The 21,871-nt window shown below is 67.6% G+C and carries 23 protein-coding genes and 1 other RNA gene; 9 read left to right on the top strand and 15 right to left on the bottom strand.

The features are described from left to right. The first annotated feature begins 266 nt into the window (after positions 1-266). A complete protein-coding gene (locus tag ABDW31_RS10005; protein WP_343698593.1) occupies positions 267-3,059 on the top strand; it encodes a TonB-dependent receptor in 2,793 nt (930 codons plus the stop codon). Positions 3,060-3,226: 167 nt separating this feature from the next. On the opposite strand, the gene ABDW31_RS10000 is transcribed toward ABDW31_RS10005, so the two are convergent. Together ABDW31_RS10000 and ABDW31_RS09995 are read right to left on the bottom strand one after the other, a co-directional pair. Further along, entirely contained in the window at positions 3,227-3,538 is a 312-nt protein-coding gene (locus ABDW31_RS10000) for a hypothetical protein (RefSeq protein ID WP_184721154.1), read from the bottom strand. Between the two features lie 240 nt (positions 3,539-3,778). Further along, positions 3,779-4,522, bottom strand: a complete 744-nt coding sequence (locus ABDW31_RS09995; RefSeq protein ID WP_343698592.1) for a methyltransferase — start codon at positions 4,520-4,522, stop codon at positions 3,779-3,781. Between the two features lie 99 nt (positions 4,523-4,621). Between ABDW31_RS09995 and ABDW31_RS09990 the strand changes: the two genes are divergently transcribed. The 3 genes from ABDW31_RS09990 to ABDW31_RS09980 are packed head-to-tail and all read left to right on the top strand — an operon-like array spanning position 4,622 to position 6,623. Continuing rightward, a complete protein-coding gene (locus ABDW31_RS09990) occupies positions 4,622-5,632 on the top strand; it encodes a polyprenyl synthetase family protein (protein WP_184724072.1) in 1,011 nt (336 codons plus the stop codon). Then, the gene (locus ABDW31_RS09985; RefSeq protein WP_343698591.1) at positions 5,632-6,222 is read left to right on the top strand and encodes a hypothetical protein; all 591 of its coding nucleotides are present in this window, start codon (positions 5,632-5,634) and stop codon (positions 6,220-6,222) included. Before ABDW31_RS09990 ends, ABDW31_RS09985 begins: the two co-directional genes overlap by 1 nt. A gap of 14 nt (positions 6,223-6,236) precedes the next feature. Then, the gene (locus ABDW31_RS09980) at positions 6,237-6,623 is read left to right on the top strand and encodes a YccF domain-containing protein (protein WP_184721148.1); all 387 of its coding nucleotides are present in this window, start codon (positions 6,237-6,239) and stop codon (positions 6,621-6,623) included. Between the two features lie 66 nt (positions 6,624-6,689). Here ABDW31_RS09980 and fumC read toward each other — a convergent pair whose 3' ends face one another. Further along, positions 6,690-8,081, bottom strand: coding sequence for a class II fumarate hydratase (gene fumC / locus ABDW31_RS09975; RefSeq protein WP_184721146.1), 1,392 nt, complete (start codon positions 8,079-8,081; stop codon positions 6,690-6,692). Positions 8,082-8,168: 87 nt separating this feature from the next. Here fumC and ABDW31_RS09970 point away from each other — a divergent pair, with 87 nt between their 5' ends. Genes ABDW31_RS09970 through ABDW31_RS09960 form a run of 3 tightly spaced genes read left to right on the top strand, consistent with a single transcriptional unit; the run spans position 8,169 to position 10,229 of the window. Continuing rightward, the gene (locus tag ABDW31_RS09970; RefSeq protein WP_343698590.1) at positions 8,169-8,708 is read left to right on the top strand and encodes a DUF1697 domain-containing protein; all 540 of its coding nucleotides are present in this window, start codon (positions 8,169-8,171) and stop codon (positions 8,706-8,708) included. 14 nt (positions 8,709-8,722) lie between these two features. Further along, positions 8,723-9,835 carry a heparan-alpha-glucosaminide N-acetyltransferase domain-containing protein gene (locus ABDW31_RS09965; RefSeq protein WP_343698589.1) on the top strand — a complete coding sequence of 371 codons (1,113 nt, stop codon included), beginning with the start codon at positions 8,723-8,725 and terminating at the stop codon, positions 9,833-9,835. A gap of 7 nt (positions 9,836-9,842) precedes the next feature. Beyond that, positions 9,843-10,229, top strand: coding sequence for a RusA family crossover junction endodeoxyribonuclease (locus tag ABDW31_RS09960; RefSeq protein WP_343698814.1), 387 nt, complete (start codon positions 9,843-9,845; stop codon positions 10,227-10,229). Here ABDW31_RS09960 and ABDW31_RS09955 read toward each other — a convergent pair. From ABDW31_RS09955 to ABDW31_RS09925, 7 genes are all read right to left on the bottom strand, one after another. Further along, positions 10,197-10,586: a hypothetical protein gene (locus ABDW31_RS09955; RefSeq protein ID WP_343698588.1), complete on the bottom strand. Its 390-nt coding sequence runs from the start codon at positions 10,584-10,586 to the stop codon at positions 10,197-10,199. The genes ABDW31_RS09960 and ABDW31_RS09955 overlap by 33 nt on opposite strands. Before the next feature lie 77 nt (positions 10,587-10,663). Then, a complete protein-coding gene (locus ABDW31_RS09950; protein WP_343698587.1) occupies positions 10,664-12,799 on the bottom strand; it encodes a serine hydrolase domain-containing protein in 2,136 nt (711 codons plus the stop codon). Between the two features lie 91 nt (positions 12,800-12,890). Next, positions 12,891-13,661 carry a C13 family peptidase gene (locus tag ABDW31_RS09945; RefSeq protein ID WP_343698586.1) on the bottom strand — a complete coding sequence of 257 codons (771 nt, stop codon included), beginning with the start codon at positions 13,659-13,661 and terminating at the stop codon, positions 12,891-12,893. A 4-nt stretch (positions 13,662-13,665) separates the two neighbouring features. Next, positions 13,666-14,139, bottom strand: coding sequence for a PaaI family thioesterase (locus ABDW31_RS09940; protein ID WP_343698585.1), 474 nt, complete (start codon positions 14,137-14,139; stop codon positions 13,666-13,668). Beyond that, positions 14,136-14,615, bottom strand: a complete 480-nt coding sequence (locus ABDW31_RS09935; protein ID WP_343698584.1) for a ClpXP protease specificity-enhancing factor SspB — start codon at positions 14,613-14,615, stop codon at positions 14,136-14,138. Before ABDW31_RS09935 ends, ABDW31_RS09940 begins: the two co-directional genes overlap by 4 nt. 248 nt (positions 14,616-14,863) lie before the next feature. Continuing rightward, positions 14,864-15,228: a transfer-messenger RNA gene (ssrA, locus tag ABDW31_RS09930) on the bottom strand. A 5-nt stretch (positions 15,229-15,233) separates the two neighbouring features. Then, entirely contained in the window at positions 15,234-15,473 is a 240-nt protein-coding gene (locus ABDW31_RS09925; RefSeq protein WP_343698583.1) for an Atu4866 domain-containing protein, read from the bottom strand. A gap of 260 nt (positions 15,474-15,733) precedes the next feature. Between ABDW31_RS09925 and ABDW31_RS09920 the strand changes: the two genes are divergently transcribed. Continuing rightward, entirely contained in the window at positions 15,734-16,645 is a 912-nt protein-coding gene (locus ABDW31_RS09920) for an AraC family transcriptional regulator (protein WP_184721128.1), read from the top strand. On the opposite strand, the gene ABDW31_RS09915 is transcribed toward ABDW31_RS09920, so the two are convergent. The 4 genes from ABDW31_RS09915 to ABDW31_RS09900 all read right to left on the bottom strand — a co-directional run bounded on the left by ABDW31_RS09915 (position 16,593) and on the right by ABDW31_RS09900 (position 20,027). Further along, on the bottom strand, positions 16,593-17,450 hold the full coding sequence (locus tag ABDW31_RS09915; protein ID WP_343698582.1) for a hypothetical protein: 858 nt from the start codon (positions 17,448-17,450) through the stop codon (positions 16,593-16,595). The genes ABDW31_RS09920 and ABDW31_RS09915 overlap by 53 nt on opposite strands. Positions 17,451-17,462: 12 nt before the next feature. Next, positions 17,463-18,020: an acetolactate synthase small subunit gene (gene ilvN / locus ABDW31_RS09910; RefSeq protein ID WP_184721124.1), complete on the bottom strand. Its 558-nt coding sequence runs from the start codon at positions 18,018-18,020 to the stop codon at positions 17,463-17,465. Between the two features lie 53 nt (positions 18,021-18,073). Beyond that, positions 18,074-19,879, bottom strand: coding sequence for an acetolactate synthase 3 large subunit (locus tag ABDW31_RS09905; protein ID WP_343698581.1), 1,806 nt, complete (start codon positions 19,877-19,879; stop codon positions 18,074-18,076). 100 nt (positions 19,880-19,979) lie between these two features. Beyond that, positions 19,980-20,027 (bottom strand): hypothetical protein, encoded by a 48-nt coding sequence (locus ABDW31_RS09900; protein WP_184724067.1) that lies wholly within the window; start codon positions 20,025-20,027, stop codon positions 19,980-19,982. Between the two features lie 174 nt (positions 20,028-20,201). On the opposite strand from ABDW31_RS09900, the gene ABDW31_RS09895 reads away from it, so the two are divergent. Continuing rightward, positions 20,202-21,269, top strand: coding sequence for a serine hydrolase domain-containing protein (locus ABDW31_RS09895; RefSeq protein ID WP_343698580.1), 1,068 nt, complete (start codon positions 20,202-20,204; stop codon positions 21,267-21,269). Here the strand turns inward: ABDW31_RS09895 and ABDW31_RS09890 are convergent. After that, entirely contained in the window at positions 21,266-21,757 is a 492-nt protein-coding gene (locus ABDW31_RS09890) for a CinA family protein (protein WP_343698579.1), read from the bottom strand. The two genes, ABDW31_RS09895 and ABDW31_RS09890, sit on opposite strands and share 4 nt — an antisense overlap. Between the last annotated feature and the right edge of the window lie 114 nt (positions 21,758-21,871).

The following is a 21,871-nucleotide window of genomic DNA, read 5'->3' as shown; positions in this document are numbered from 1 at the left end:
AATAGAAGGGATACAGCGTTGTCATCGGCGACGCTAAGAACGCGTTCCGTTTGCGAAATCCATATGCGGCAAGGGCTTGCGTCCATCGAACGACGGTTGGCGTCGTCTGTTCCGCACAACGCATCATTGTCGATCTCGCATCGATCCATGCCGCATTGAAATTGGCGTGTGGAACAAAGGCGTGGCTAGCCTCACCCTAAACCGGTCGGACCGTATCGCGGGCGATCGAATAAAAGCCGCCAAATGGCGAGCAAAGGGTGGAAGCGATGCAGTCAACCAAATCCCGTTCGCGCGTCTTCTATGGCGCTTCGGCTCTCGCAGTCGCCGTGGCGATGGCGAGCGCCGCCCATGCCCAGCAGACCAGCGCCCCCGCGCCGGCCCCCGAGACCTCCGAGGTCGAGGAAGTGGTCGTCACCGGCTTCCGCGCCTCGCTGCAGAGCGCCCTGAACATCAAGCGCCGTGAGAACGGCGTGGTCGACGCCATCTCGGCCGAGGACATCGCCGACTTCCCGGACCTGAACCTGGCGGAATCGCTGCAGCGCATCCCCGGCGTGGCCATCACTCGCCGTTCGGGCGAAGGCCGCCAGATCTCGGTTCGCGGCCTGGGCTCGGACTACACTCGCGTGCGGGTCAACGGCATGGAAGCCATCGCCACCTCGTCGGGCACGTCCAACTCGGGCGGCACCAACCGCGGCCGTGGCTTCGACTTCAACATCTTCTCGTCGGACCTGTTTTCGAACCTGATCGTCCGCAAGACGGCCTCGGCCTCGGTCGATGAAGGCTCGCTGGGCGCGACGGTCGACCTGAACGCCTCCAAGCCCTTCGACATCGCCGGCCGTCGCCTCGTTCTGTCGGCCCAGGGCAGCTACAACGACCTGGCCAAGGACATCCAGCCGGGCTTCTCGGTCCTGGCCTCGGACCGCTTCTTCGACGGCAAGCTGGGCGTGCTGGTCTCGGCCTCGTTCGACAAGCGCCACCTGATCGAGGAAGGCGCCAACATCACCCGCTGGACCTTCGGCGGTTCGAACGGCGGCTGGAATGCGGCCTCGACGGTCGCGGGCAAGACGATCGCCCAGATCAACCAGAACGTCACGGGTTACGACAACGCCGAGGCGGGCCTGTATCACCCGCGGATCCCGGCCTATGCCAGCTACGACACCTCGTCCAAGCGCCTGGGCCTGTCCAGCGCCGTGCAGTTCCGTCCGACCGACGCGACGCTGGTCACCATCGAGGGCCTGTATTCGAACTTCGAGGGCGTCCGCAAGGAAGCCCAGCTGCAGGCCTTGGGCCTGAGCCGTCCGGGGACCGGCAAGCCGCAGTCGATCATCCGCTCGGGCGTCGTCGAGGGTAACAACCTCGTCCAGGCCAATATCGACCGCGTCGATCTGCGCAGCCAGTCCAGCTACAACGAGCTGAACACCAAGTTCAAACAGGTCACTGGCTCGATCGAGCATGAGTTCAGCGAGAAGCTGAAGGTCAAGGCCGTCGCCGGCCGTTCGGAGTCGGCCTACAGCGACCCGGTGGCGACCACCGTCACGTTCGAGCGCATCGACTCCAACAACTTCTCCTACGACTTCCGTCCGCGGATGATGGAGATGAGCCTGGGCTTCGACGCCACCGACCCGAACGCCTGGTCGATCGTGCCCGGTTCGTCGGAAACCCGCCTGACGCCCGAGAAGGTCGACAACGCCTTCACGACCTACAAGCTGACGGCCGACTACATCCTCAACGACAACCTGACCCTGAAGGTGGGCGCCGACTACAAGCGCTTCGACTACGAGTCGGCCGCCTGGCAGCGCACCAACACCGCTGACGTGCCCGCCGTCGCCTCGGGCGCGGCCATGGCCGCCCTGGGCAAGGTGTTCAAGTTCGACGAGGGCCTGGGCCTGCCCGGCACCTCGGTGACCAGCTGGCTGGCCCCCGACCTCGACAAGTACATCGCCCAGTACAACATCTACAGCAACACCGGCATCTGGGCGCTGCGCGAGAACACCGGCTCGGCCGCCAAGATCCGTGAAGAGACCAAGGGCGCCTACGCCCAGCTGGACTTCAACTTCACGGCGTTTGGCCTGCCGTGGCGCGGTGACGTCGGCTACCGCTACTTCGAGACCCAGCTGGCCTCGGGCGGCTACGCCAACGCCACCTCGGGCACCCGCTTCGTCACGGTCGACAACAAGTACGACATGTGGCTGCCGGCCGCGAACCTGTCGGTCGAACTGACGCCGAAGCTGATCGCGCGCGTCAGCAGCGCCGAGACCATCGCCCGTCCGGGCATTGGCAGCCTGTCGCCGGGCGGCTCGGTCAACGTCCAGGGCGCCAACCGCAACTACTCCTCGGGCAATCCCTTCCTGGAGCCGACCCGCTCCAAGAACCTGGACTTCTCGCTGGAATGGTACCCGGAAAGCGGCGCGATCCTGGCCTTCGGCGCCTTCTACAAGGACATCGACACCTTCGTTCAGACCCTGCGTCGCGAAGCGCCGTACAACACCCTGGGCCTGCCCAACTCGTTGCTGGACGGCACCGTGGCCACGCCGGACATGGTCTTCGCGGTCACCCAGCCAGTCAACTCGCCGGGCGGCAAGCTGAAGGGCATCGAGGTCAATCTGCAGCAGCCGTTCACCTTCCTGCCCGGCTTCTGGTCGAAGTTCGGCTTCCTGGCCAACTACACCTACGTCAATTCCGAGATCGACTATCTGACCTCGACGACGCCGGGTGCGGCCATGGTCAACGCCACGCTGACCGGCCTGTCGAAGAACGCCTGGAACGCCACGCTGTACTACGAGGACGACAAGTTCTCGGCCCGCGTGTCTGCCGCCTATCGCGACAGGTACCTGACCGGCGTCCCGGGCAGCGACTTCAACGACGTCCAGGGCACCAATGCGACGACCAATATCGACGCCCAGGTCGCCTACAACATCACCGACAAGATCCGGCTCAGCATCGAGGGCCTGAACCTGACGGACGAGTACAACGATCTCTATGTCGACACCGACAACCGCCTGAACGCCTACACCCACACCGGACGCCAGTTCGTCGTGGGCCTGCGCTACACCTTCTAGGATCTAGCAAACCTCCCCAGATCCCTCCTCCGCGCCGGACCCCCAAGGTCCGGCGCTTTTTCTTTGCGCGGGGAGGGGGGGCGTTCCGGCTGAGCTCAAGACGCGAAAAACCCCCGCCGGCGAACCGACGGGGGCTTTTTGTCTTCGGGGCCTAAGCCTTGAGAGACTTACGCGCCGCCCGGGAAGCGGAAGGGAACCTTCACCGAACCGGTCTTGGCGCCCATCGGCAGCTTTTCAGCGATGCACATGGCGGCCTTGTCGAAGCCCTTGCCGGCGGCGCTGTTGTCGACGACCTTGCAGTTCGAGAGCTTGCCGGCGTCGGCATTGCACTCGAGCATCACTTGAGCGGCGTCGCGGGTGTTGGCGAACTGCTGCAGGCAACGGCCCATCTGGTCTTCGAAACCGCCGGCGGCCGAAGCGGCCTGAGCGACGAAGAAGCTGCCGACGATACCCGTGGCGATCGCGATCGAGAATTTCATTTACCCGCCCATCCCTCTGTGTTGGCGAACCAATCTGATGACGGAGTTTTCTCACGCGGTGCCTAATTAACCGCGAAGCTTCACGGTTAATCATATCCAAACGTGGGGGAAGGGCGTGGTCGGGCCGCCGAGCACTGTGTCGGCGGCGGAACCTGCCTGGGTATCTGCGTCTATTCTGACGCCGTTGCCAAGCCCGTTCTTCCCGTAAGGGCAAGCTGCGCCTCGGAGGACGCAGGGCCCTTACCAGCCCAGCGCCGCGTCTCCTCGCAGGATGGCTTCGGCCTGGGCGCTGTGCTTTCCCCCCTCGCGGTCATGCAGCACCAGCGGGGGCAGCAGGACCAGGGGAGCCTTGCCGGTCTTGATCGCGCGGACGATCACCCGCTTTGCCGGGGCGTCGGCGAAGGGGGCGATCGGCCGTATGCGGAACGACCCGGCCTTGGGCGCCAGCAGCTCCAGAATGTCGGCCAGGCGATCGGCGCGATGGATCATGGTGATCGTCCCGCCCTCGCGCACCGCCTTCAGGCAGAAACCGGTCCAGGCCGCCAGGCCGCCATCGGCCATCCAGGCGCCGCTCTTGGCGGGGGCAGGGGCGCGCAGGGCGCCCGGATCGTCGAAGAACGGCGGATTGGTCATCACCGCGTCGAAGACGGGCATCTCCAAGGCCCGGAAGCCGGCCTCGACATCGCCCTCGCGCACCGAGACCCGATCGGCCAGATGGTTGAGCGCAGCGTTCTCGCCGGCCAGCGTCGCGGCGACGGAATCGCGCTCGATCCCCTGGAAGATCGCGCCCGGACGCCGAATCGCCGCCGCCAGCAGCGCGCCGCCGACCCCGCAGCCCGGTTCCAGCACCCGCTGACCGGGCGGGGCGTCGCACACTGCCGCTAGAAGCGCAGCGTCCATGCCGGCTCTGTAGCCGTCGGCCTTCTGGCGCAGCGTTACGCGGCCGCCCAGAACCCGATCCTCGGTCATCTGCCGATCGTCCAATGCTTTCTAGGCCTTGTGCTCGCCTTGACCGTGACCTATCCCGCCACCATTGTCCCTCGCAACGGTTCATCCTGAGGGAGGCCGAAGGAGATCATGGTTTTGGACGCAGCCGCAGCGACCCTCACCCGTAAGCCGGGTTCGGTGGATCGTCTCGTGAGTCTGGCCGAGGCCGACATGGCGGGGGTCAACCGCCTGATCACCGACCGCATGCAAAGCGACGTGCCGATCATCCCGGCTCTGGCCGAGCACCTGATCGCGGCCGGCGGCAAGCGCCTGCGTCCGCTGCTGACCGTCGCCGCTGCGCGCCTGGCCGGTTCGGACAATGAGAACTGCCTGAAGCTGGCCGCCGCCGTCGAGTTCATCCACACCGCCACCCTGCTGCACGACGACGTCGTGGACGGCAGCCAGCTGCGTCGCGGCAAGGTCGCCGCGCACCTGATCTGGGGCGGCGCGCAGAGCGTGCTGGTCGGCGACTTCCTGTTCGCCCGCGCCTTCGAGCTGATGGTCGAGACCAACTCCATGAAGGCGCTGGAGATCCTGGCCCGCGCCAGCCGCGTCATCGCCGAGGGCGAAGTGCTGCAGCTGATGCGCAGCCACGACTTGAATCTGTCGCAGGCCGTCTATCTGGAGATCATCCAGGCCAAGACCGCCGAGCTGTTCGCCGCGGCCTCGGAGGCCGGCGCGGTCTCGGCCGGCGTCGACGCGACCAAGACCGACGCCCTCAAGGCCTATGGCCTGAACCTGGGCCTGGCGTTCCAGCTGGTCGACGACGCCCTAGACTACGGCGGCACGACCGAGGCCCTGGGTAAGAACGCCGGCGACGACTTCCGCGAAGGCAAGGCGACCTTGCCGCTGCTGCTGGCGATCTCGCGCTCGGGTCCGCGCGAGGCCGAGTTCTGGGAGCGCGCCATTGGCCGCCGCGAGCAGACCGAGGCCGACTTCCGCCGCGCCCGCGAACTGATCGTGGGCACCGGCGCCCTGGACGCCACCCTGGATCTGGCCGCCGACTATGCCGACAAGGCCAAGGCGGCGCTGGCGGTGTTCCCCGCCAACGACTGGCGCGAGGCGCTGGAAAGCCTGGCCGACTTCGCGGTCAGCCGCCGGGCCTGATGGGCAAGCGGAAGGCTCCCTACGGCGGTCTTCCCAACGCCAAGGCGGGCCAGCGCCTGCCGCGTCTGCAGACCGTCATCGCCACCTCGCCGGAGAACCCCGCCGGCGATCCCAACGTCCGTCCACACGAAGCGGGTCAAGCGGCCGGCAAGGTGATCGGCGGCGGCCTGGGCGTGCTGCTGGGCGCGGTGCTGGTCATCCTGATGCTGGGCCCCGTGCTGTGGGCGCCGCTGTGGGCCGCTCTGCGGGCCGCGCGCTTCGTGCCCGGCCCCTGGTGGCCCTGGCTGGCGGGTTTCGTCGCCGGCGCCCTGACGGCCTTCGTCCAGATGGTGCTGCTGGTCCAGCGCAGCCCGATCCTTCGCTATCCGATCGTGACCCTGTTCGCCCTGGCCTGGGTCGGGGGGCTGTGGCTGGAGTTCACGTCCGAGGGCCATGACTGGATCACCACGGCCCCGACGCTGCACATGCCCGGTCCCTGGTCCTGGGCGCTGATCGGCATTGGTACGGTCCTTTACGCCGGCATCTACCTGCTGGCCCTGAACCCAGTCGTGAAGGCCCGCTGGGCCCGTCGCTGGCAACTGATCAAGTAGGAAGGCGAGGGGTCATGATCCGCTTCATCCTGAACGTGCTGTGGTTCCTCTGGGGCGGCGTCTTCCTGGGGTTGGGCTGGCTGCTGGCCGGCGTGATCCTGGCCATCACCATCGTGGGCCTGCCCTATGCCGGCGCGGCCTTCCGCATCGCGGGCTTCTCGTTCTGGCCGTTTGGCAAGGAGATCGTCCGTCGCGAGACCGGCGTGGCGTCTGGCCCGCTGGGCGCGGTGCTGAACGTGATCTGGTTCATCCTGGCCGGCTGGTGGCTGGCCCTGGGCCACCTGCTGGTGGCCGTGTCCGAAGCGATCACCATCATCGGCATCCCGTTCGCCATCAAGGACCTGCAACTGGCCCAGATCGCCCTGGCCCCGATCGGGCGCGACGTCGTCCGCCGCGATTAAAAAACGGCGGCGAGGAAAGCCTCGCCGCCGTCTGTTCGCTCATCGATCCGGTCGGTTCGCCAGGCGTCAGCCCGGCGAGACCATCTTTTCCGGGCGGACGTACTGGTCGAACTCTTCGTTGGTCAGGTAGCCGCCGCCGACGGTTTCCTCGCGCAGCGTGGTGCCGTTCTTGTGGGCCGTCTTGGCGATCTTGGCGCAGATGTCGTAGCCCAGGCGGCCGTTCAGGGCCGTGACCAGCATCAGGCTGTTCTCGACGCCCTTCTGGATGTTCTCGATGCGCGGCTCGATGCCGACCACGCAGTTGTCGGTGAAGCTGATCGCCGCATCGGCCAGCAGGCGGACCGACTGCAGGAAGTTGTAGGCCATCACCGGGTTGAACACGTTCAGCTCGAAGTGACCTTGCGAGCCGGCGAAGGTCAGAGCGGCGTGGTTGCCGAACACCTGCACGCAGACCTGGGTCAGGGCTTCACACTGGGTCGGGTTGACCTTGCCCGGCATGATCGACGAGCCGGGCTCGTTTTCAGGCAAGCTGAGCTCGCCCAGACCCGCGCGCGGGCCCGAGCCCAGGAAGCGGATGTCGTTAGCGATCTTGAACAGGCTGGCGGCGACCGTGTTGATCGCGCCGTGGCTGAAGACCATGGCGTCGTGGGCGGCCAGGGCCTCGAACTTGTTCGGGGCGGTGGTGAATTCCAGGCCGGTGATCGCGGCGATGGCTTCAGCCACGCCTTCAGCAAAGCCGATCGGGGCGTTCAGGCCGGTGCCGACGGCGGTGCCGCCCTGGGCCAGCTGCATCAGCTTGGGCAGGGTGCTCTCGATACGCTCGATGCCGTTGGCGACCTGCTGAGTGTAGCCGCCGAACTCCTGGCCCAGGGTCAGGGGCGTGGCGTCCTGGGTGTGGGTGCGGCCGATCTTGATGATGTCGGCCCAAGCCTTGGTCTTGGCTTCCAGGGCGGCGTGCAGGTGCTTCAGGGCCGGCAGCAGGTCGTGGACGATCTGTTCCGCGCAGGCCACGTGCATGGCCGTCGGATAGGTGTCGTTCGACGACTGGCTCATATTGACGTGGTCGTTCGGGTGGACGGGCTTCTTCGTGCCCATCTCGCCGCCCAGGATCTCGATCGCGCGGTTCGAGATCACCTCGTTGGCGTTCATGTTCGACTGGGTGCCCGAGCCGGTCTGCCAGACCACCAGCGGGAAGTGGTCGTTCAGCTTGCCGTCGATGACTTCATTGGCGGCCTGGACGATGGCGTCCTTCAGGCCCGCGTCCAGCTTGCCCAGCTTGAAGTTGGTCTCGGCGGCGGCGCGCTTGACGATGCCCAGGGCCCGGACGACGGGGAGGGGCTGCTTCTCCCAGCCGATCTTGAAGTTGCCCAGGCTGCGCTGGGCTTGCGCGCCCCAGTAGCGGTCGGCGGCGACGTCGATGGGGCCGAAGGTATCGGTCTCGGTGCGCGTGGCGGTCATGCAGGCGATCTCCCGGAAAAACGGTCGAGGGCGGTCTAGACCTTGAGCGGCAGGAGGGCAATCTTCGCAGGGCCAAGGAGCCCCAAGATGACCGCTTATGTCGCCCTGCCGCGCGCCATCAACACCGGTAAGCGCAAGGTGCTGAAGGAGGACCTGCTGGGCATCGCCCAGGACCTGGGCTTCCGGGAGGCCAAGACCTACCTGGCCAGCGGCAATCTCGTCTTGTGGGGCAACCAGCCGGGCGGGACGGCGCTGGAAACTCGGCTGGAGGACGCCCTCGAGGCCCGCATCGGCCTGCGGGCCGAGTTCATGGTTCGCGACCCCGCCGACCTGCGGGCGATCATCGACGCCAATCCGTTTCCGGACGAGGCTGCCGACCATCCCAGCCACCTGATCGTCACCTTCATGAAGGCGCCGCTGCCGGACGGCGACGAGCAGATCCTGCGGGCGGCGATCAGCGGGCCCGAGCGGTTCGCGGCGGTGGGGCGCGAACTCTACACCGATTTCCCGATCAGCATGGCCGACTCGGTGCTGGATCGGGACTGGAAGAAGACCAAGCGCACGCCCCTGGGCACGGGGCGAAACTGGAATACGGTGCTGAAGCTGGCGGAGATGATCGGCGCTTAGAAAAAGGGGGGAGGATGTCGAAGCGTCTCGTCGCGCTGGACCTGCTGCGCGGCCTGGCCGTGGCCGGCATGATCCTGGTGGTCAGTCCCGGCTCGTGGTCCATGGTCTATGCGCCGCTGAAGCACGCCGACTGGCATGGCTGGACGCCGGGCGACCTGGTGTTCCCGACCTTTCTGACCTGCGTGGGCATGGCGATCGGCCTGATGGTTCCGCGCCTGACGCCGGCCGATCGGACCGGCCCGGCGCTATGGCTGAAGGTCGCTCGTCGCACGGCGCTGCTGATCCTGCTGGGCCTGGTCCTGAACGCCCTGCCGACCTTGGACCTGGCGACCCTGCGCATCCCCGGCATTCTGCAGCGGATCGCCCTTTGCTACGCCCTGGCCACAACGATCTGCGTGTGGATCGCCGGACGCGGGGAGGGCGGTCGTCTGGACTTCAACCTGCCGGCGGCGGGACTGGCGTCGGCGGCGCTGCTGGCGATCTACTGGGCGCTGATCGCCTTCGTGCCGGTCCCGGGCTTCGGCGTGGGGCGCCTGGACGCCGAGGGCTCGCTGCCGGCCTATGTCGACCGCGTGGTATTCACCGTTCCGCACCTGTGGAACCAGGGCGTCACCTATGACCCTGAAGGGTTGCTCTCGACCCTGCCGGCGAGCGTCAACGTCCTGCTGGGCGCGATCGCCGCGCGGCTGGCGACGGAAGGACGCAAGGGCTGGGTGTTGGCCCTGGGTGTCGGTCTGATCGTCGCCGGCCTGGCGCTGGATCCGGTGATGCCGATCAACAAGCGGATCTGGACGCCCAGCTTCGCCCTGCTGAGCAGCGGCATCGCCACGGTGGTGTTCGTCGGGCTGGAGATGGCCGTGCGGGCACAGCGCGGCGGCTATCTGCTGATCGTGCTGGGCGGCAACGCCATCCTGGCCTTCATCCTGTCGCAGCTTCTGGGCGTGTTCGGCGGCCTGCCGATCCTGCCCGGGACCGAGGCGACGCCGCAGGGCTTTGTCTACGCCCTGATGCTGAAGGCCATCGTCGATCCTTATCTGGCTTCCCTTGCCTGCGCGGTTCTGGTTCTTGGCCTGATCACCGCGATCCTGATCCCGCTGCATCGGCGGGGGATTCACCTGAGGCTCTGAAGACTTGATCGACGACGACTGGACCCACCACGGCAAGGTCCGCGCCCGCGAGGCCGGGGGCGAGCTGACGATCATCGTCGACGGCCTGACGACCCAGGGCAAGTACTACAAGCCGCTGATCTACGAGTTCTTCCGCAAGTCCTGGCGTGGCTCGCGGCCGGCCTGGGGCGAGTTCTGCGTCGAGATCGGCATGGAATATGTCGGCGAGCCGCCGTGGATGGATCTGGACAACCTGGCCAAGGCCCTGCTGGACTCGATCAAGGGCTACGCCTTCCACGACGACGCCCAGGTCGCCCGGCTGCTGGTCGAGCGCCGGCCGGGCGAACGCGAGCGGATCGTCATCCAGGTGCGCAAGCTGAACTCAAGCCTTATGCGGCGCACGCTCGAAGATTGACGCGGCCACGGCGACATAGGCCACCATCAGATAGGCGCCGTAGCGGCCCACGCTGACCGGGTCCGGGCTGCCGGGCATGACCTCGGCATAGCGGGCCACCACCAGGGCGCCGGCCACCAGGCCCGGCGTCGAGAACAGCAGCATCGGAAACAGGCGCTTGCGGCGCGGCGTATGGGTCAGCTTGGCCGTCGCCTGGAAGGCGAAGGTCACGACCGCGGCCGTGGCGAAGGCGTTAATGGCGTAGAACCAGAAGGCGCTCTCCAGCAGCCCTCCGCCGAAAGCGGCGTAGAACAGGGTGGCCGCCGACCAGGCCGCCAGTCCCGTTCCCCCAAACGCCAGACCGTCCAGTTTTGACACGATGCGTCTCCCTCGCTCGTTTCCCCGAACGACGATCTGCAAGCGCGGCGCCGTCAGGGAGAGCGAGAAGGAGACGATCAGCTCCAGGGCAGCAGGTAGCCCCAGGCGCCCAGCAGCACGCTGAGCAGGACGAACAGCAAGGCGCTGTAGGTGAAGGCCACCTTGCGCCAGCCGCTCCAGCTGTCGACGCGACGACCGCCGCGCCAGACCATCGGCAGAGCGCCCATGGTCAGGACTGCCAGCACCGAGGCCACCAGGGCGCAGGCCGAGCCTGTCAGCAGCCAGCCGCTGGGCCAGCCGAAGAACACCGCGCTCTCGTCGGCGGCGCGCAGGGCGAACATGCCGAAGCACCCGGCCGAGACCAGCCACAGCACCGACTGCATGATCTGCATCTGGCTGGCGCGGGCCTGGACCGGGGTCTGGCGCGCCTCGCGGCGGTTGCGGACGAACACGCCCAGGATGGTGGCCAGGCTGGCCAGGCCTGTCAGCACCGCCGCCCAGGCCAGCAGGCCGGCCGAGCGGAAGAAGCCGACCCGCTCGTAGGTGGCGAAGCCGCGGGTGGCGTAGAAGCGCGAGGGCTTGTCGCCGTTCGGGTCAAAGACCAGGGTCTGGGCGCCGTCGACGGCGCGGAACACGCCGGGGCGCTCGGTGCCGTTGAACAGGGTGGTGACGCCGCCCTCGATGACCGACAGGCGGCCGTCCGGCGTGGCGCGGATGATGGCGCGGCGGATGATGCGGTTGGTGAAGCCCTCCAGCCCGCCATAGGCGCGACGGGTGGTCAGGTACTCGCCCTCATAGGCTCGAGCCTGGTCGTAGGTGATGGCGCTGTCGGCGGGCACGGCCGGAGCCGAGGCGTAGAAGTGTTCGACGATCGTCGCGGGCAGGGTGGCGGGCAGGTTGCCGCCGCTCTCGGTGTTGACCGAGATGAAGATGCCCAGGCCCAGGTCCGGCGCGAGGACCATGTTCGAGTGGAAGTACAGCGTGTCGCCGCCGTGGCCGAAGCCGCGACGGGCGCCCGGCAGGGCGATCTCCTGGAAGCCGGCGTTCCAGCCGGCCGCTTCCGGGGCGGGGCGGTACATCGAGGTGCGGAACGCCTGGGCGGTCTTGGGCGAGAAGACGGTCTTGCCGTCCAGCGTGCCGTTGTTCAGCAGCAGCATCATGTAGCGCGCCATGTCGGCCGCCGTGGTCGAGGCCGAGGCGGCCGGAGCGACCTGGCCCATGAACTCGCGGGGCTGGACGCGCCAGCCAGCTGAAGTCCACGAGTAGCCGTCCGACAGGTCGGCAGCCAAGGTCTCGTTCATGGGCGCGGGCAGGCCGTCGCGCCAGGGACGGGCCTCGCGGAAGGTCGTGCGGGTCATGCCCGTGGGCAGGATGATCTGTTCGCTGACCAGCTGCTCGAACGGCTTGCCGACGACGTTGGACACCGCCGCGCCGGCCAGGGCCGCGCCGTAGTTGGAATAGCTGGGCAGCAGGCCCGGCTCGCGCACCCGGCGCGGACGCTCCTGGCGCAGGTAGTCGGCCAGGTTCCGCACCCGGTTGGGATCGCGCTCGAACAGCTGGCCCAGGGCCCGGTCCTCGAAGCCGCCGGTGTGGGTCATCAGGTCGCGCAGGCGGACCTGGGTCTTCTTGCCCTGGTCTTTGATCTGCAGCGGCTCGGGCAGGTACAGGTTGACCGGGCCGTCCAGGCGCATGCGGCCGGCCTCGATCTCGTTCATCAGGGCGATCCAGGTGAACGTCTTGGAGATCGAGGCGACGCGGAACAGGGTCTTGTCCGGATCGACGGCCTTGTGCTGGCCCAGATTGGCGAAGCCGTAGCCCTTCTTCAGCACCACTTGGCCGTTCTGGACCACCGAGATGGTGACGCCGGCGATGTGGTCGCGGCTCATCGCCCGGCGCACGACGCCGTCGACGAAGGCTTCCAGCTGCGGGGCGGGCAGGGGCGCGACGCCGGCGACCGGAGCGGGCGGCGGAACGATCGTGGCCGGGGCCGCTGCGGGCGTGGCGGCGGCGGCCGGCGGCGCGACAGCGGCCGGGCGCGGCGCGGGGCGCACACGGCGCGGACGCAGGCTGGTATAGGGGCGCGGACCGGCGTTCAGGGCCGGATCGCTGGCGGGCGGGGCGGCGTCTTGGGCGCGCGCCTCGGCTCCGGTGATGGACCATAGGGCGAGGAAGGCCGCCGCGAAGGCGGCTGCGGGCGATACACGCGACGTCAACGATGTCCCCTAGATCAGAAGCGGAAACTTCCGACCCTGGTGTAACGTGGTTGACGCCAGGGTCAAACCGGATCGCGTCGCGTTGGGCTGTTCAGGGCGCCCGAGGCCGCGAATGCTGGAAGGCGTAGAGCGGCAGCATGGGGCGCAAGGCGGCGCCGACCCAGACCTGGGGCTCGGAGGCGGGCTCGGCGCCGGTCTCCTTCTCCTTGCGGGCCACGCAGGCCTGGACCCCAGCGCCCAGGGCCGCGAAGTCCTTGGCCTGGGGCGCGGACGACAGGAAACAGTCGTCGAAATAGGGATACTTGTCGCTCTCGCCGCAGCCGAACGAGGCGCGGTCCGGTCGCGCGGCGGTCAGGATCAGCCGGTCATTCTTCTGCAGGGCCGGAATGAACACGCCCGAAAAGCAGGCGGAGATCACCACCACGCTGGGCCGGTTGGGGCAGGCCTCGTCCAGCATGGCGGCCAGGCGATTGGGGCGCAGCATGGCCTTGCCGAGAATCACCCCGTCGGGACTGCCGTGGGTGCTGATGTAGAACAGGCATCCGGCCTTGGAGGTCTGGGCGCCCTTGAGCAGGGCTTCGCGCAAGGTCTTCACATCGGCGCGGCCGGGCGCCTCGTTCGGATAGCGCTGCGGGCGCACCGACAGCTGGCGGATCGCTGTCTTGTCGAAGCCCAGCTGGACAAGGGTCTTGGAGACGTCGCGGCGGGCGTTGTCGAAGGCCTCGGTGGGGCCGCCCTCGTGGGCTTGGTAGTCGCCGGCGACCACCACGGCGGCCCAGTCGGCGAACGCGTTGTCGCGGGCCGTGGCGGGCGGCGAGAACAGCAGGACCACAAGTCCGATGATCGCCGCCGCCGTCCGCATGGGCCTATCTTTTCTTGAAGCTGGCGAAGGGCGTGGGGATCGCCGTACCGCTGGCCTTGGCCAGCAGGTGTCCCTCGGCGTCGTAGAGCTCGCCCTCGGTGAAGCAGACGGTGCGGCCCCACTTCACCACCCGGCCGACGCCGCGCAGGCGGCCCGGCATGGCGGGGCGTAGGAAGCTCGTTTTCATCTCCAGGGTCGGGACCACGTGGGTCATGCCCGAGCTGATCATGCCGGCCACCGACATGGCCTCGTCCAGCATGGCGCAGACATAGCCGCCCTGGATCTGGCCCATCGGGTTGCACAGCAGGTCGGCGCGGGCGGTGAAGCCCACCTCGACCTCGCGGTCGGCCTGGCGTACGGCCAGAAGCTCGAAGCCCAGGGTCTGGGATCCGGTCGGCTGGTTCTTGGAGGCGCGGAAGCGCTCGAGGATCGCCTCGTCCGTCAGGGTCTGCGGAGCGTCCGAGGCGATGTCGGTCATTTCTTGCGGAACTGGTCCAGCGAAACGATCTTGGGGCCTTCGTCGCCGGTGGGCGGCGTGGCTTCGGGTTCGGCTTCCGGCTCGGGCTCTTCCTCGATGATCTCGGGGGCCGAGAACTGCAGGGCGAACTGCACCGACGGATCGTAGAAGCGGGTCAGGGCCGCATAGGGCACCTGAAGGCGCTTGGGCTGGCCGCCAAACTTCAGCGTCACCGAGAAGAACGCGTCGCCCGGCGACAGGTCCCAGTACTGGTGCTGCAGGACGATGGTCATCTCGTCCGGATACTTGCCCAGCAGGTCCTGCGGACCCGAGACGCCCGGCGCCTTGGTCTTGAAGGTGATGTACAGGTGGTGGGGCTCGGGGAGGCCGCCCGGAGCGGCCGCCTTCTTGAGCGCCGCCTTGACCACGCCGCGCAGGGCGTCCTGGGCCATGGCCTCGTACTGCATGAGGTCTTCGGGCGGTTGGTTCTGGGACATGCGCGGCGTCGATACTTCGTACTGGAAACGAGATTCCGAACGTAACGCGTCGAAGGCCTCGCGCAAAGACGTGTGACGGTTGAATCCCGCCCTGATGCGCCCCCTCCGTCTCGCCGCGTATCCGCCGCGATCCACCTCCCCCGCTTCGCAGGGGAGGAAGGACATCCTCCTCACCCGTGAAACGGGGGAGGTGGCGCGAGGCCCAGCCTCGTGACGGAGGGGGCGCTAACGATGTCGAGGAGAAGAAAAGTGGAGGGATTCTGTTGGCAGGCTCCCTCCGGGCCCCGCCTAGGGATCTGAACCCCTAGGACTTAAGAGGCGAATTCACCTGCACCGCATTACGCGGCGACGGCGAACTCTTCAGCGAAGTTATCGTTCGCATTTAGATAAAGGCCCGAAACGGTGGGCCAAGCCGAGAGAAAGCAATACACCTTTACACGTCTGTCGATGCTGATCGGCCCCATGCAGTCCCATGATAACTTGGGAGAGATTGGTGGAGCCGCCGGGAATCGCACCCGGGTCCAGTCCGCTTATTACGTGCGCGTTTATCCCCATAGTCCGGCCGAAACCGGACATTTCCAGTATAGGGGGTTCGGAGCGTCGATGGAAGGGGAGGCTTCAGGCTGTCCCAAGGCTGAGGCGGCCATCGACCAGCGTGCCTTCGATCACCGCGCCGCGGTCCTCGAACAGTTTCAGGGTCTCGCCCTCCAGGACGTAGACGCCGGTGAACACGTCGAGGAAGCCGCCGTGGGTCTCGATGAAGCGGCCGTCGGCGCGCAGTTCCAGGCTGATGCGCCCGTCGGGCGAGGTCCAGACGCCGGCGACGGGGATGTGGGGAACGATGGCGGACATGAACATGGGCGATCCTCCAGTCAGGTGGGGCGGGTACGACGACGGTCCCGGCGACCGGATGGGTCGCTTGCGCGTCGCGTCATGAGCTTGAATTTTGGGGGCGGTTCCGCCGGGGAAGCGGAACGAGGCCACTATGCAGGGCCGGGGCGTCCAGCCGGTAGACCGATGCTCCGGCATGATTGCACGATCCTCCGCAACCGAACGCCGTCGCGTGACGGAGGATCGTGCAAGGCTTACAAATAGTCTCGCACCGACAAGGAAATCCGATGAGCACGCGCGAGGCGCTGGCCGCCCTGATTGAACGATTCACGCCGGGCGAGGGCCCGCACGAGACCTGCTGCGGGCCGCGTGTAGGCCTGTATCGCGTGCACCAGCCCAGCGAACCCAACCACGCCGTGCATGATCCGGCCTTCTGTGTGCTGGCCCAGGGCCGCAAGCGGGTGCTGGTCGGCGACGTGGTCCACCACTACGACTCGCACAACTTCTTCCTGGCCTCGGTCGACGTGCCGGTGGCCGGCCAGGTGATCGAGGCCTCGCCCGAGGCGCCGTACCTGTCGTTCCGCATCACCCTGGACCCGACCCTGGTCAGCGAGATGATCATGGAGGCGGGCCTGGCCGCGCGCCTGGACGCGGCCGTCCCACTGGTCGGTGGCCTGTCGGCGGGCGCCATGACGCCGGCGCTGTTTGACGCCTGTTGCCGCATGGTCGCGCTGATGGACACGCCGGACGACGCCCCGATGCTGGCCCCGCTGATCGAGCGCGAGATCCTGTACCGCCTGCTGACCGGCGAGCACGGTCCGCGTCTGGCCCAGATCGCCCGCCGCGACGGTCGCCTTCGCCAGGTCAATCGCGCCATCGGTTGGATCAAGCGCAACTTCGACCAGCCCTTCAGCATCGACGCCGTCGCCGAAGAGGCGCGGATGAGCGCTTCGGCCCTGCACCAGCATTTCAAGGCCGTGACCTCGCTGTCGCCGCTGCAGTACCAGAAGCAGATCCGGCTGCAGGAGGCCCGCCGCCTGATCCTGGTCCAGCGCCTGGACGCCGCCACCGCCGGCCATTCGGTCGGCTATGACAGCGCCTCGCAGTTCAGCCGCGAATATGCCCGGCTGTTTGGCGCGCCGCCGCTCAGGGACGTGGCGCGCCTGCGGGAGCAGCCGGAACAAATGGCGGGGGCGTAGGCTCCTCGTCCGCGTCGGGACCGACCGGCACGGCGGAGGGCTGGGTGCGATTGCTGTCGCCGGCTCGCAGTCCCCCGCCGCTCTCGACCAGCGAAATATAGGCCGAGGCTTGGCGCGAGAAGTCCGCGCCGCGCGGCAGCACAGCGTCGAAGCGCGGGTCGCGACCGACGGCGGCGCCCAGGGCGGCGGTCAGGATCGGGGCGATCGAGCCGACCTCGGCGTCGTCGCAGGCGCGGCGCAGATGCCTCGCCTGGCCGGGGACGACCAGGGTCACATCCCACGAGACACCGTCGACGCACAGCGCCGTCACCGCGCCGCCGCCATAGTCGACGATCACCGCCCGCGGCTGGCTCCAGGCCGGATCGGCCGGCAGGGCTTTCAGTGGCGCGATCTGCGGCTCGGCCAGTTCGGCGTCGATATCGACCCGGCGGCCGATCTCCGGCGTGCAGCAACCCAGGCCCGCGCGGGCCTGAACGAAGGCGCGGCCGTCGCGGCGCAGGGTGACGCGGACCACGGCCTGGCGCACGCCGCGCGCGGGCCGGGCCCAGACTTCCAGGATCAGTTCGCCGCGCTTGAGCACCTGGCTCTGCAGCGGCTGCAGGCCCCACAGGCGGTAGAGCAGGGGCTCGACGCCGTTGTCGATCGGGATCGGCTGCTCGTTGCGGCCCAGCCGCCGATTGTAGAGCGGCTCGGCCTCGGGCGGCGGCCGGGGGATCTCCGGGGACCACCAGACCGCTGGATCGGGAAGAGGCGGGGCCTGCTGGACAGCGAGGGCCAGCCCCGCGATCAGTCCTGTCAGGCTCATCCGCCCACTCCGCTACATGCCTTCGACGCCCCGCTCGATGGAAAGGACGCCGGTGCGCGAAAGTTCCACCAGGCCCAGGGGGCGCATCAGGTCCAGGAACTTGTCGATCTTGGACGGCGCGCCCGAGATCTCGAACACGAAGCTTTCCAGGGTGGTGTCGACCGGCTTGGCGCGGAAGATCTCGGCGATGCGCAGGGCCTCGACGCGGTCGACGCCCGAGCCACGCACCTTGACCAGGGCCAGCTCGCGCTCGACGCCGTTGGGATCGCGGGTCACGTCGTGCACCCGGCGGACGTTCACGACCTTGTTCAGCTGGGCCTCGATCTGGTCCAGCACCTGGCGGGTGCCGCGGGTCACCACGGTGATGCGGCTGGTGTGGGCCTTGCGGTCGGTCTCGGCGACCGTGAGGCTTTCGATGTTGTAGCCGCGGGCGGCGAACAGGCCGACCACGCGATGCAGCACGCCGGGCTCGTTATCGACCAGCAGGGCGAAGGTCGCCGTCTGCTCGGTCTGTTCCGAGGGGCTAAGGTCATAGGCCGAGGCGGGGGCGGGTTGGACGTTGGCGGTCATGGATCGCTTCTATGCCACAGGGACGAATGAGGGGAGGGGCAAACGCAACAGCGTTACACCAGCCCCGCGCCAGCCTCGCCGATAACGTTCCCGATGTCTTCGACCTCGCCCATGATCATCTCGTTGTGAGCCTTGCCCGAGGGGATCATCGGCAGGCAGTTCTCGTGCTTCTCGACGCGGCAGTCGAAGATCACCGGCTTGTCGCTGTTGATCATCTCCAGGATCTTGCTGTCCAGTTCGGCCGGGTCCGAGCAGCGGATGCCGACCGCGCCATAGGCCTCGGCCAGTTTCACGAAGTCGGGCAGGCTGTCGGAATAGGAGTGGCTGTAGCGCTCGCCGTGCAGCAGTTGCTGCCATTGGCGGACCATGCCCATCCACTCGTTGTTCAGGATGAAGATCTTGACCGGCAGGTCGAATTGGATCGCCGTCGACAGCTCCTGGATGCACATCTGGATCGAGGCTTCGCCGGCGATGTCGACGACCAGGCTCTTGGGATGGGCCAGCTGCACGCCCAGAGCGGCGGGCAGGCCGTAGCCCATCGTGCCCAGGCCGCCCGAGGTCATCCAGCGGTTCGGCTCCTCGAAGCGGAAGAACTGCGCGGCCCACATCTGGTGCTGGCCGACTTCCGTCGTGATGTAGACGTCCTTGTCCTTGGTCAGCTCGTACAGACGCTCGATGGCGTACTGCGGCTTGATGACCGTTTCCGAGCGCTTGTAGGCCAGGCACTGGCGGGCGCGCCAGGCGTCAATCTGGCTCCACCAGTCGGTCAGGGCGGCCTTGTTCGGCTGATGGCCGCCGGCCTTCCAGGCGGCGATCATGTCTTCCAGGACCGAGCCGGCGTCGCCGACGATCGGCAGGTCGACGCGGACGTTCTTGTTGATCGACGAGGCGTCGATATCGATGTGGATCTTCTTGCTGCCCGGCGAGAAGGCGTCCAGGCGGCCGGTGACGCGGTCGTCGAAGCGGGCGCCGACACAGACCATAACGTCGCAATCGTGCATGGCGTTGTTGGCCTCGAACGTGCCGTGCATGCCCAGCATGCCCAGCCACGCCGGATCGGCCGCCGGGAAGGCGCCCAGGCCCATCAGGGTCGAGGTCACCGGCGCGCCGGTCAGGGCCGCCAGCTCGCGCAGGGCTTCGCTGGCCTTGGGGCCGGCGTTGATGACGCCGCCGCCGGTGTAGAAGATCGGACGGCGCGCGCCGGCGATCATCTTGACCGCGTCGGCGATGCGGTTGGCGTCGCCCTTGGTCTTCGGGGAATAGGCGTGGTTCGAGGCGACCTCGGTCGGGCCGAAATACTCACCCTTGGCGAACTGGACGTCCTTGGGGATGTCGATCAGCACCGGGCCCGGGCGGCCGGTGGTGGCGATCTTGAAGGCCTCGTGGATGATCTGCGGCAGGTCGCGGACGTCTTTGACCAGGTAGTTGTGCTTGGTGCACGAGCGGGTCATGCCGACGGTGTCGGCTTCCTGGAAGGCGTCGGTGCCGATCAGATGCGTGGGGACCTGGCCGGTGATGACGACCATCGGGATCGAGTCCATCAGGGCGTCCATGATGCCGGTGATGGCGTTGGTCGCGCCGGGGCCCGAGGTGACCAGGACGACGCCCGGCTTGCCCGACGAGCGCGCATAGCCCTCGGCGGCGTGGGTCGCGCCTTGCTCATGGCGAACCAGGATGTGCTGCAGGCGCGGCTCGTGGAACAGCGCGTCATAGATCGGCAGGACCGCGCCGCCCGGATAGCCGAATAGGACTTCGACGCCCTGGTCCACGAGGCCGCGCACGACGATCTCGGCGCCGGTCATGGCGCGATCGGCAGTCTGGGCGGGAGCTTTGCTCTCGATGGTCTGATGGGCGGTCATGGGGACTGATCCGGTGGGATGCTGGAAATGACAGGCGGAAAAGAAAAAAGGCCCCGAAGGACCTTTGCGCGCGCGACCGAGCTACGTCGTGACTTCGAGGTCACGCCGCGAACGGCCGCTCCATAAGTACGATCATGGTTTTGCGCACGAGTCTTGCTCCAAACTTGTGGAAAGGGTCATGACATGCGCCCGATGGAGCGTCAAGGCGCTGATTGCCGCAAGGTTCTGCCTCTATCGGGCGGTGCGACCTTACCGGAGTTTCACGTGACAGGGGCAGGTTTGACCCGTCACGGTCGCGCTCCCGCAATCGGGGAGCCTCTCAGTGTTCGGACGACGCGAATTTCTGGCTGGAGCGGCCGCCTTCGGGGTGGCGCAAAAGGCGTCGGCAGGGGTGCTGTCGGGTGGGGCCGCGGACCGGGCCGTCGACGCCTTCCTCAAGACCCAGCCGTTCCAGGGCGTGGTGCTGATCGGCAAGGCCGGCAAGCCGATCTATTCGCGCACCGTCGGGTTCGCCGACATTGAGGCCAAGACCCCGACGACGCTGGACACGCCCTATGTCATCGCCTCCATCTCCAAGTGGCTGACGTCGACGGCGGTGCTGAAGCTGGTCGAGGTCGGCAAGCTCGACTTGGACGCGCCGATCTCGACGTATCTGCCCGACTACCGCGCCGATACCGGGGGCAAGGTCAAGCTGCGTCACCTGCTGACCAATGTCAGCGGTATCCCTAACGGCTTTTCGACCTGGACCAAGGCCAATCCGGATCCCGACCTGTTCAAGAAGCGCTTTACGACGGCGGAAGCGGTCAAGCTGTGGTGCTCGGGCGATCTGGCCTTCGAGCCGGGGACCAGGTTCGACTACGCCCTGACCAACTGGGTGATCGTCACGGCGATCCTCGAGGCGGTGACCGGCAAGCCCTATGCCCACGCGATGGCTCAGCTGGTGATCACGCCGCTGGGCCTGACGCGCACCACGCCGGTCGATCCGCCGAACTTGGCCGTCTCGTACCGGACGCTGGAGCCGCTGGTCCGCCAGGCGAACGACCGCTTCCCGTTCTTCGCGGCCAGCGGCGGCTATGCCAGCACGGCGGGCGACCTCCTGAAGGCCGCCCATGCGATCTTCGACAGTCCGTTCCTGCCGCCGGCGCGCAAGAAGGCGCTGCTGACCGTGGGCTGGCCCGACCAGGACTACGCCCTGGGCGGTCGTGTGAACGCGATGTTCGCTGACGGCCTGCCGCGCGTCTTCGCCTGGGAGACGGGCCAGGCGGCCGGCTACCGCTCGGTGCTGGGCCATCGCTTCGACGACCAGACCACCGTCGTGCTGCTGAACAATACCGGCCTGACCCAGCGGGCGATGGACGAGTTCGCCTACGCCCTGTTCGCGGTCGTTTAGGCCTGGGCTTCCAGGGTGTCGGCCAGGAAGGTGAGGGCGGCGGCGGCGAAGGCCTGCATGTTCGAGGCGCGCTGGTCGCTGCCGGTTTCCAGCGTCGTGCTGACCGAGGCTTCCTCGCCGACCACGGCCATGCAGCAGTGGCCGGGCGCGTCGCCGTAGCGGTTGCCGTCCGGGCCAGCCGCGCCGGTCTCCGACAGGCCCCAGGTCGCCTTCAGGTTCTTGCGGGCCACGCGGGCCAGCAGCACGGCGTAAGGTTCGCTGGCCGAGCGCAGCCCGTCCATGGCCTTCTGCGGAATGTCCATCAGGGTCAGGCGGGCCCGGGCCGTATAGACGACCGCGCCGCCGACATAGAACTTCGATGCGCCCGGCACCGCCAGCAAGGCCGCCGAGATCAGACCGCCGGCCGAGGACTCGGCGATGGCGACGGTCTCGCCGCGAGCGGTCAGCAGAGTGGCGACGCGTTCGGCGGCGGCGTTGAGGTCGGACATCGGGTTTCCTTTGATCTGACCCTTCCATAGGCGGGGCGAGGCGGTCTGAAAACCACCGAGCGCTATCGCCAAGATTGCGCCTCCGTGCCAACCATGGTGAAGCTCAACCTTGGA

Origin of the sequence: Caulobacter sp., from assembly GCF_039596335.1 — a bacterium.
GTDB lineage: Bacteria > Pseudomonadota > Alphaproteobacteria > Caulobacterales > Caulobacteraceae > Caulobacter.
Note: the sequence above shows the minus strand (reverse complement) of the source record. Positions and strands in the feature narration are given on the sequence as shown.

Coding starts and splice junctions, on each gene's coding strand:
- ABDW31_RS09970 (WP_343698590.1), top strand. CDS start 8,169: ATGACCGCTTATGTCGCCCTGCCGCGCGCCATCAACACCGGTAAGCGC.
- ABDW31_RS10000 (WP_184721154.1), bottom strand. CDS start 3,538: ATGAAATTCTCGATCGCGATCGCCACGGGTATCGTCGGCAGCTTCTTC.
- ABDW31_RS09980 (WP_184721148.1), top strand. CDS start 6,237: ATGATCCGCTTCATCCTGAACGTGCTGTGGTTCCTCTGGGGCGGCGTC.
- ilvN (WP_184721124.1), bottom strand. CDS start 18,020: ATGACCGCCAACGTCCAACCCGCCCCCGCCTCGGCCTATGACCTTAGC.
- ABDW31_RS09915 (WP_343698582.1), bottom strand. CDS start 17,450: ATGAGCCTGACAGGACTGATCGCGGGGCTGGCCCTCGCTGTCCAGCAG.
- ABDW31_RS09985 (WP_343698591.1), top strand. CDS start 5,632: ATGGGCAAGCGGAAGGCTCCCTACGGCGGTCTTCCCAACGCCAAGGCG.
- ABDW31_RS09965 (WP_343698589.1), top strand. CDS start 8,723: ATGTCGAAGCGTCTCGTCGCGCTGGACCTGCTGCGCGGCCTGGCCGTG.
- ABDW31_RS09945 (WP_343698586.1), bottom strand. CDS start 13,661: ATGCGGACGGCGGCGGCGATCATCGGACTTGTGGTCCTGCTGTTCTCG.
- ABDW31_RS09890 (WP_343698579.1), bottom strand. CDS start 21,757: ATGTCCGACCTCAACGCCGCCGCCGAACGCGTCGCCACTCTGCTGACC.
- fumC (WP_184721146.1), bottom strand. CDS start 8,081: ATGACCGCCACGCGCACCGAGACCGATACCTTCGGCCCCATCGACGTC.
- ABDW31_RS09920 (WP_184721128.1), top strand. CDS start 15,734: ATGAGCACGCGCGAGGCGCTGGCCGCCCTGATTGAACGATTCACGCCG.
- ABDW31_RS09935 (WP_343698584.1), bottom strand. CDS start 14,615: ATGTCCCAGAACCAACCGCCCGAAGACCTCATGCAGTACGAGGCCATG.
- ABDW31_RS09940 (WP_343698585.1), bottom strand. CDS start 14,139: ATGACCGACATCGCCTCGGACGCTCCGCAGACCCTGACGGACGAGGCG.
- ABDW31_RS10005 (WP_343698593.1), top strand. CDS start 267: ATGCAGTCAACCAAATCCCGTTCGCGCGTCTTCTATGGCGCTTCGGCT.
- ABDW31_RS09925 (WP_343698583.1), bottom strand. CDS start 15,473: ATGTTCATGTCCGCCATCGTTCCCCACATCCCCGTCGCCGGCGTCTGG.
- ABDW31_RS09905 (WP_343698581.1), bottom strand. CDS start 19,879: ATGACCGCCCATCAGACCATCGAGAGCAAAGCTCCCGCCCAGACTGCC.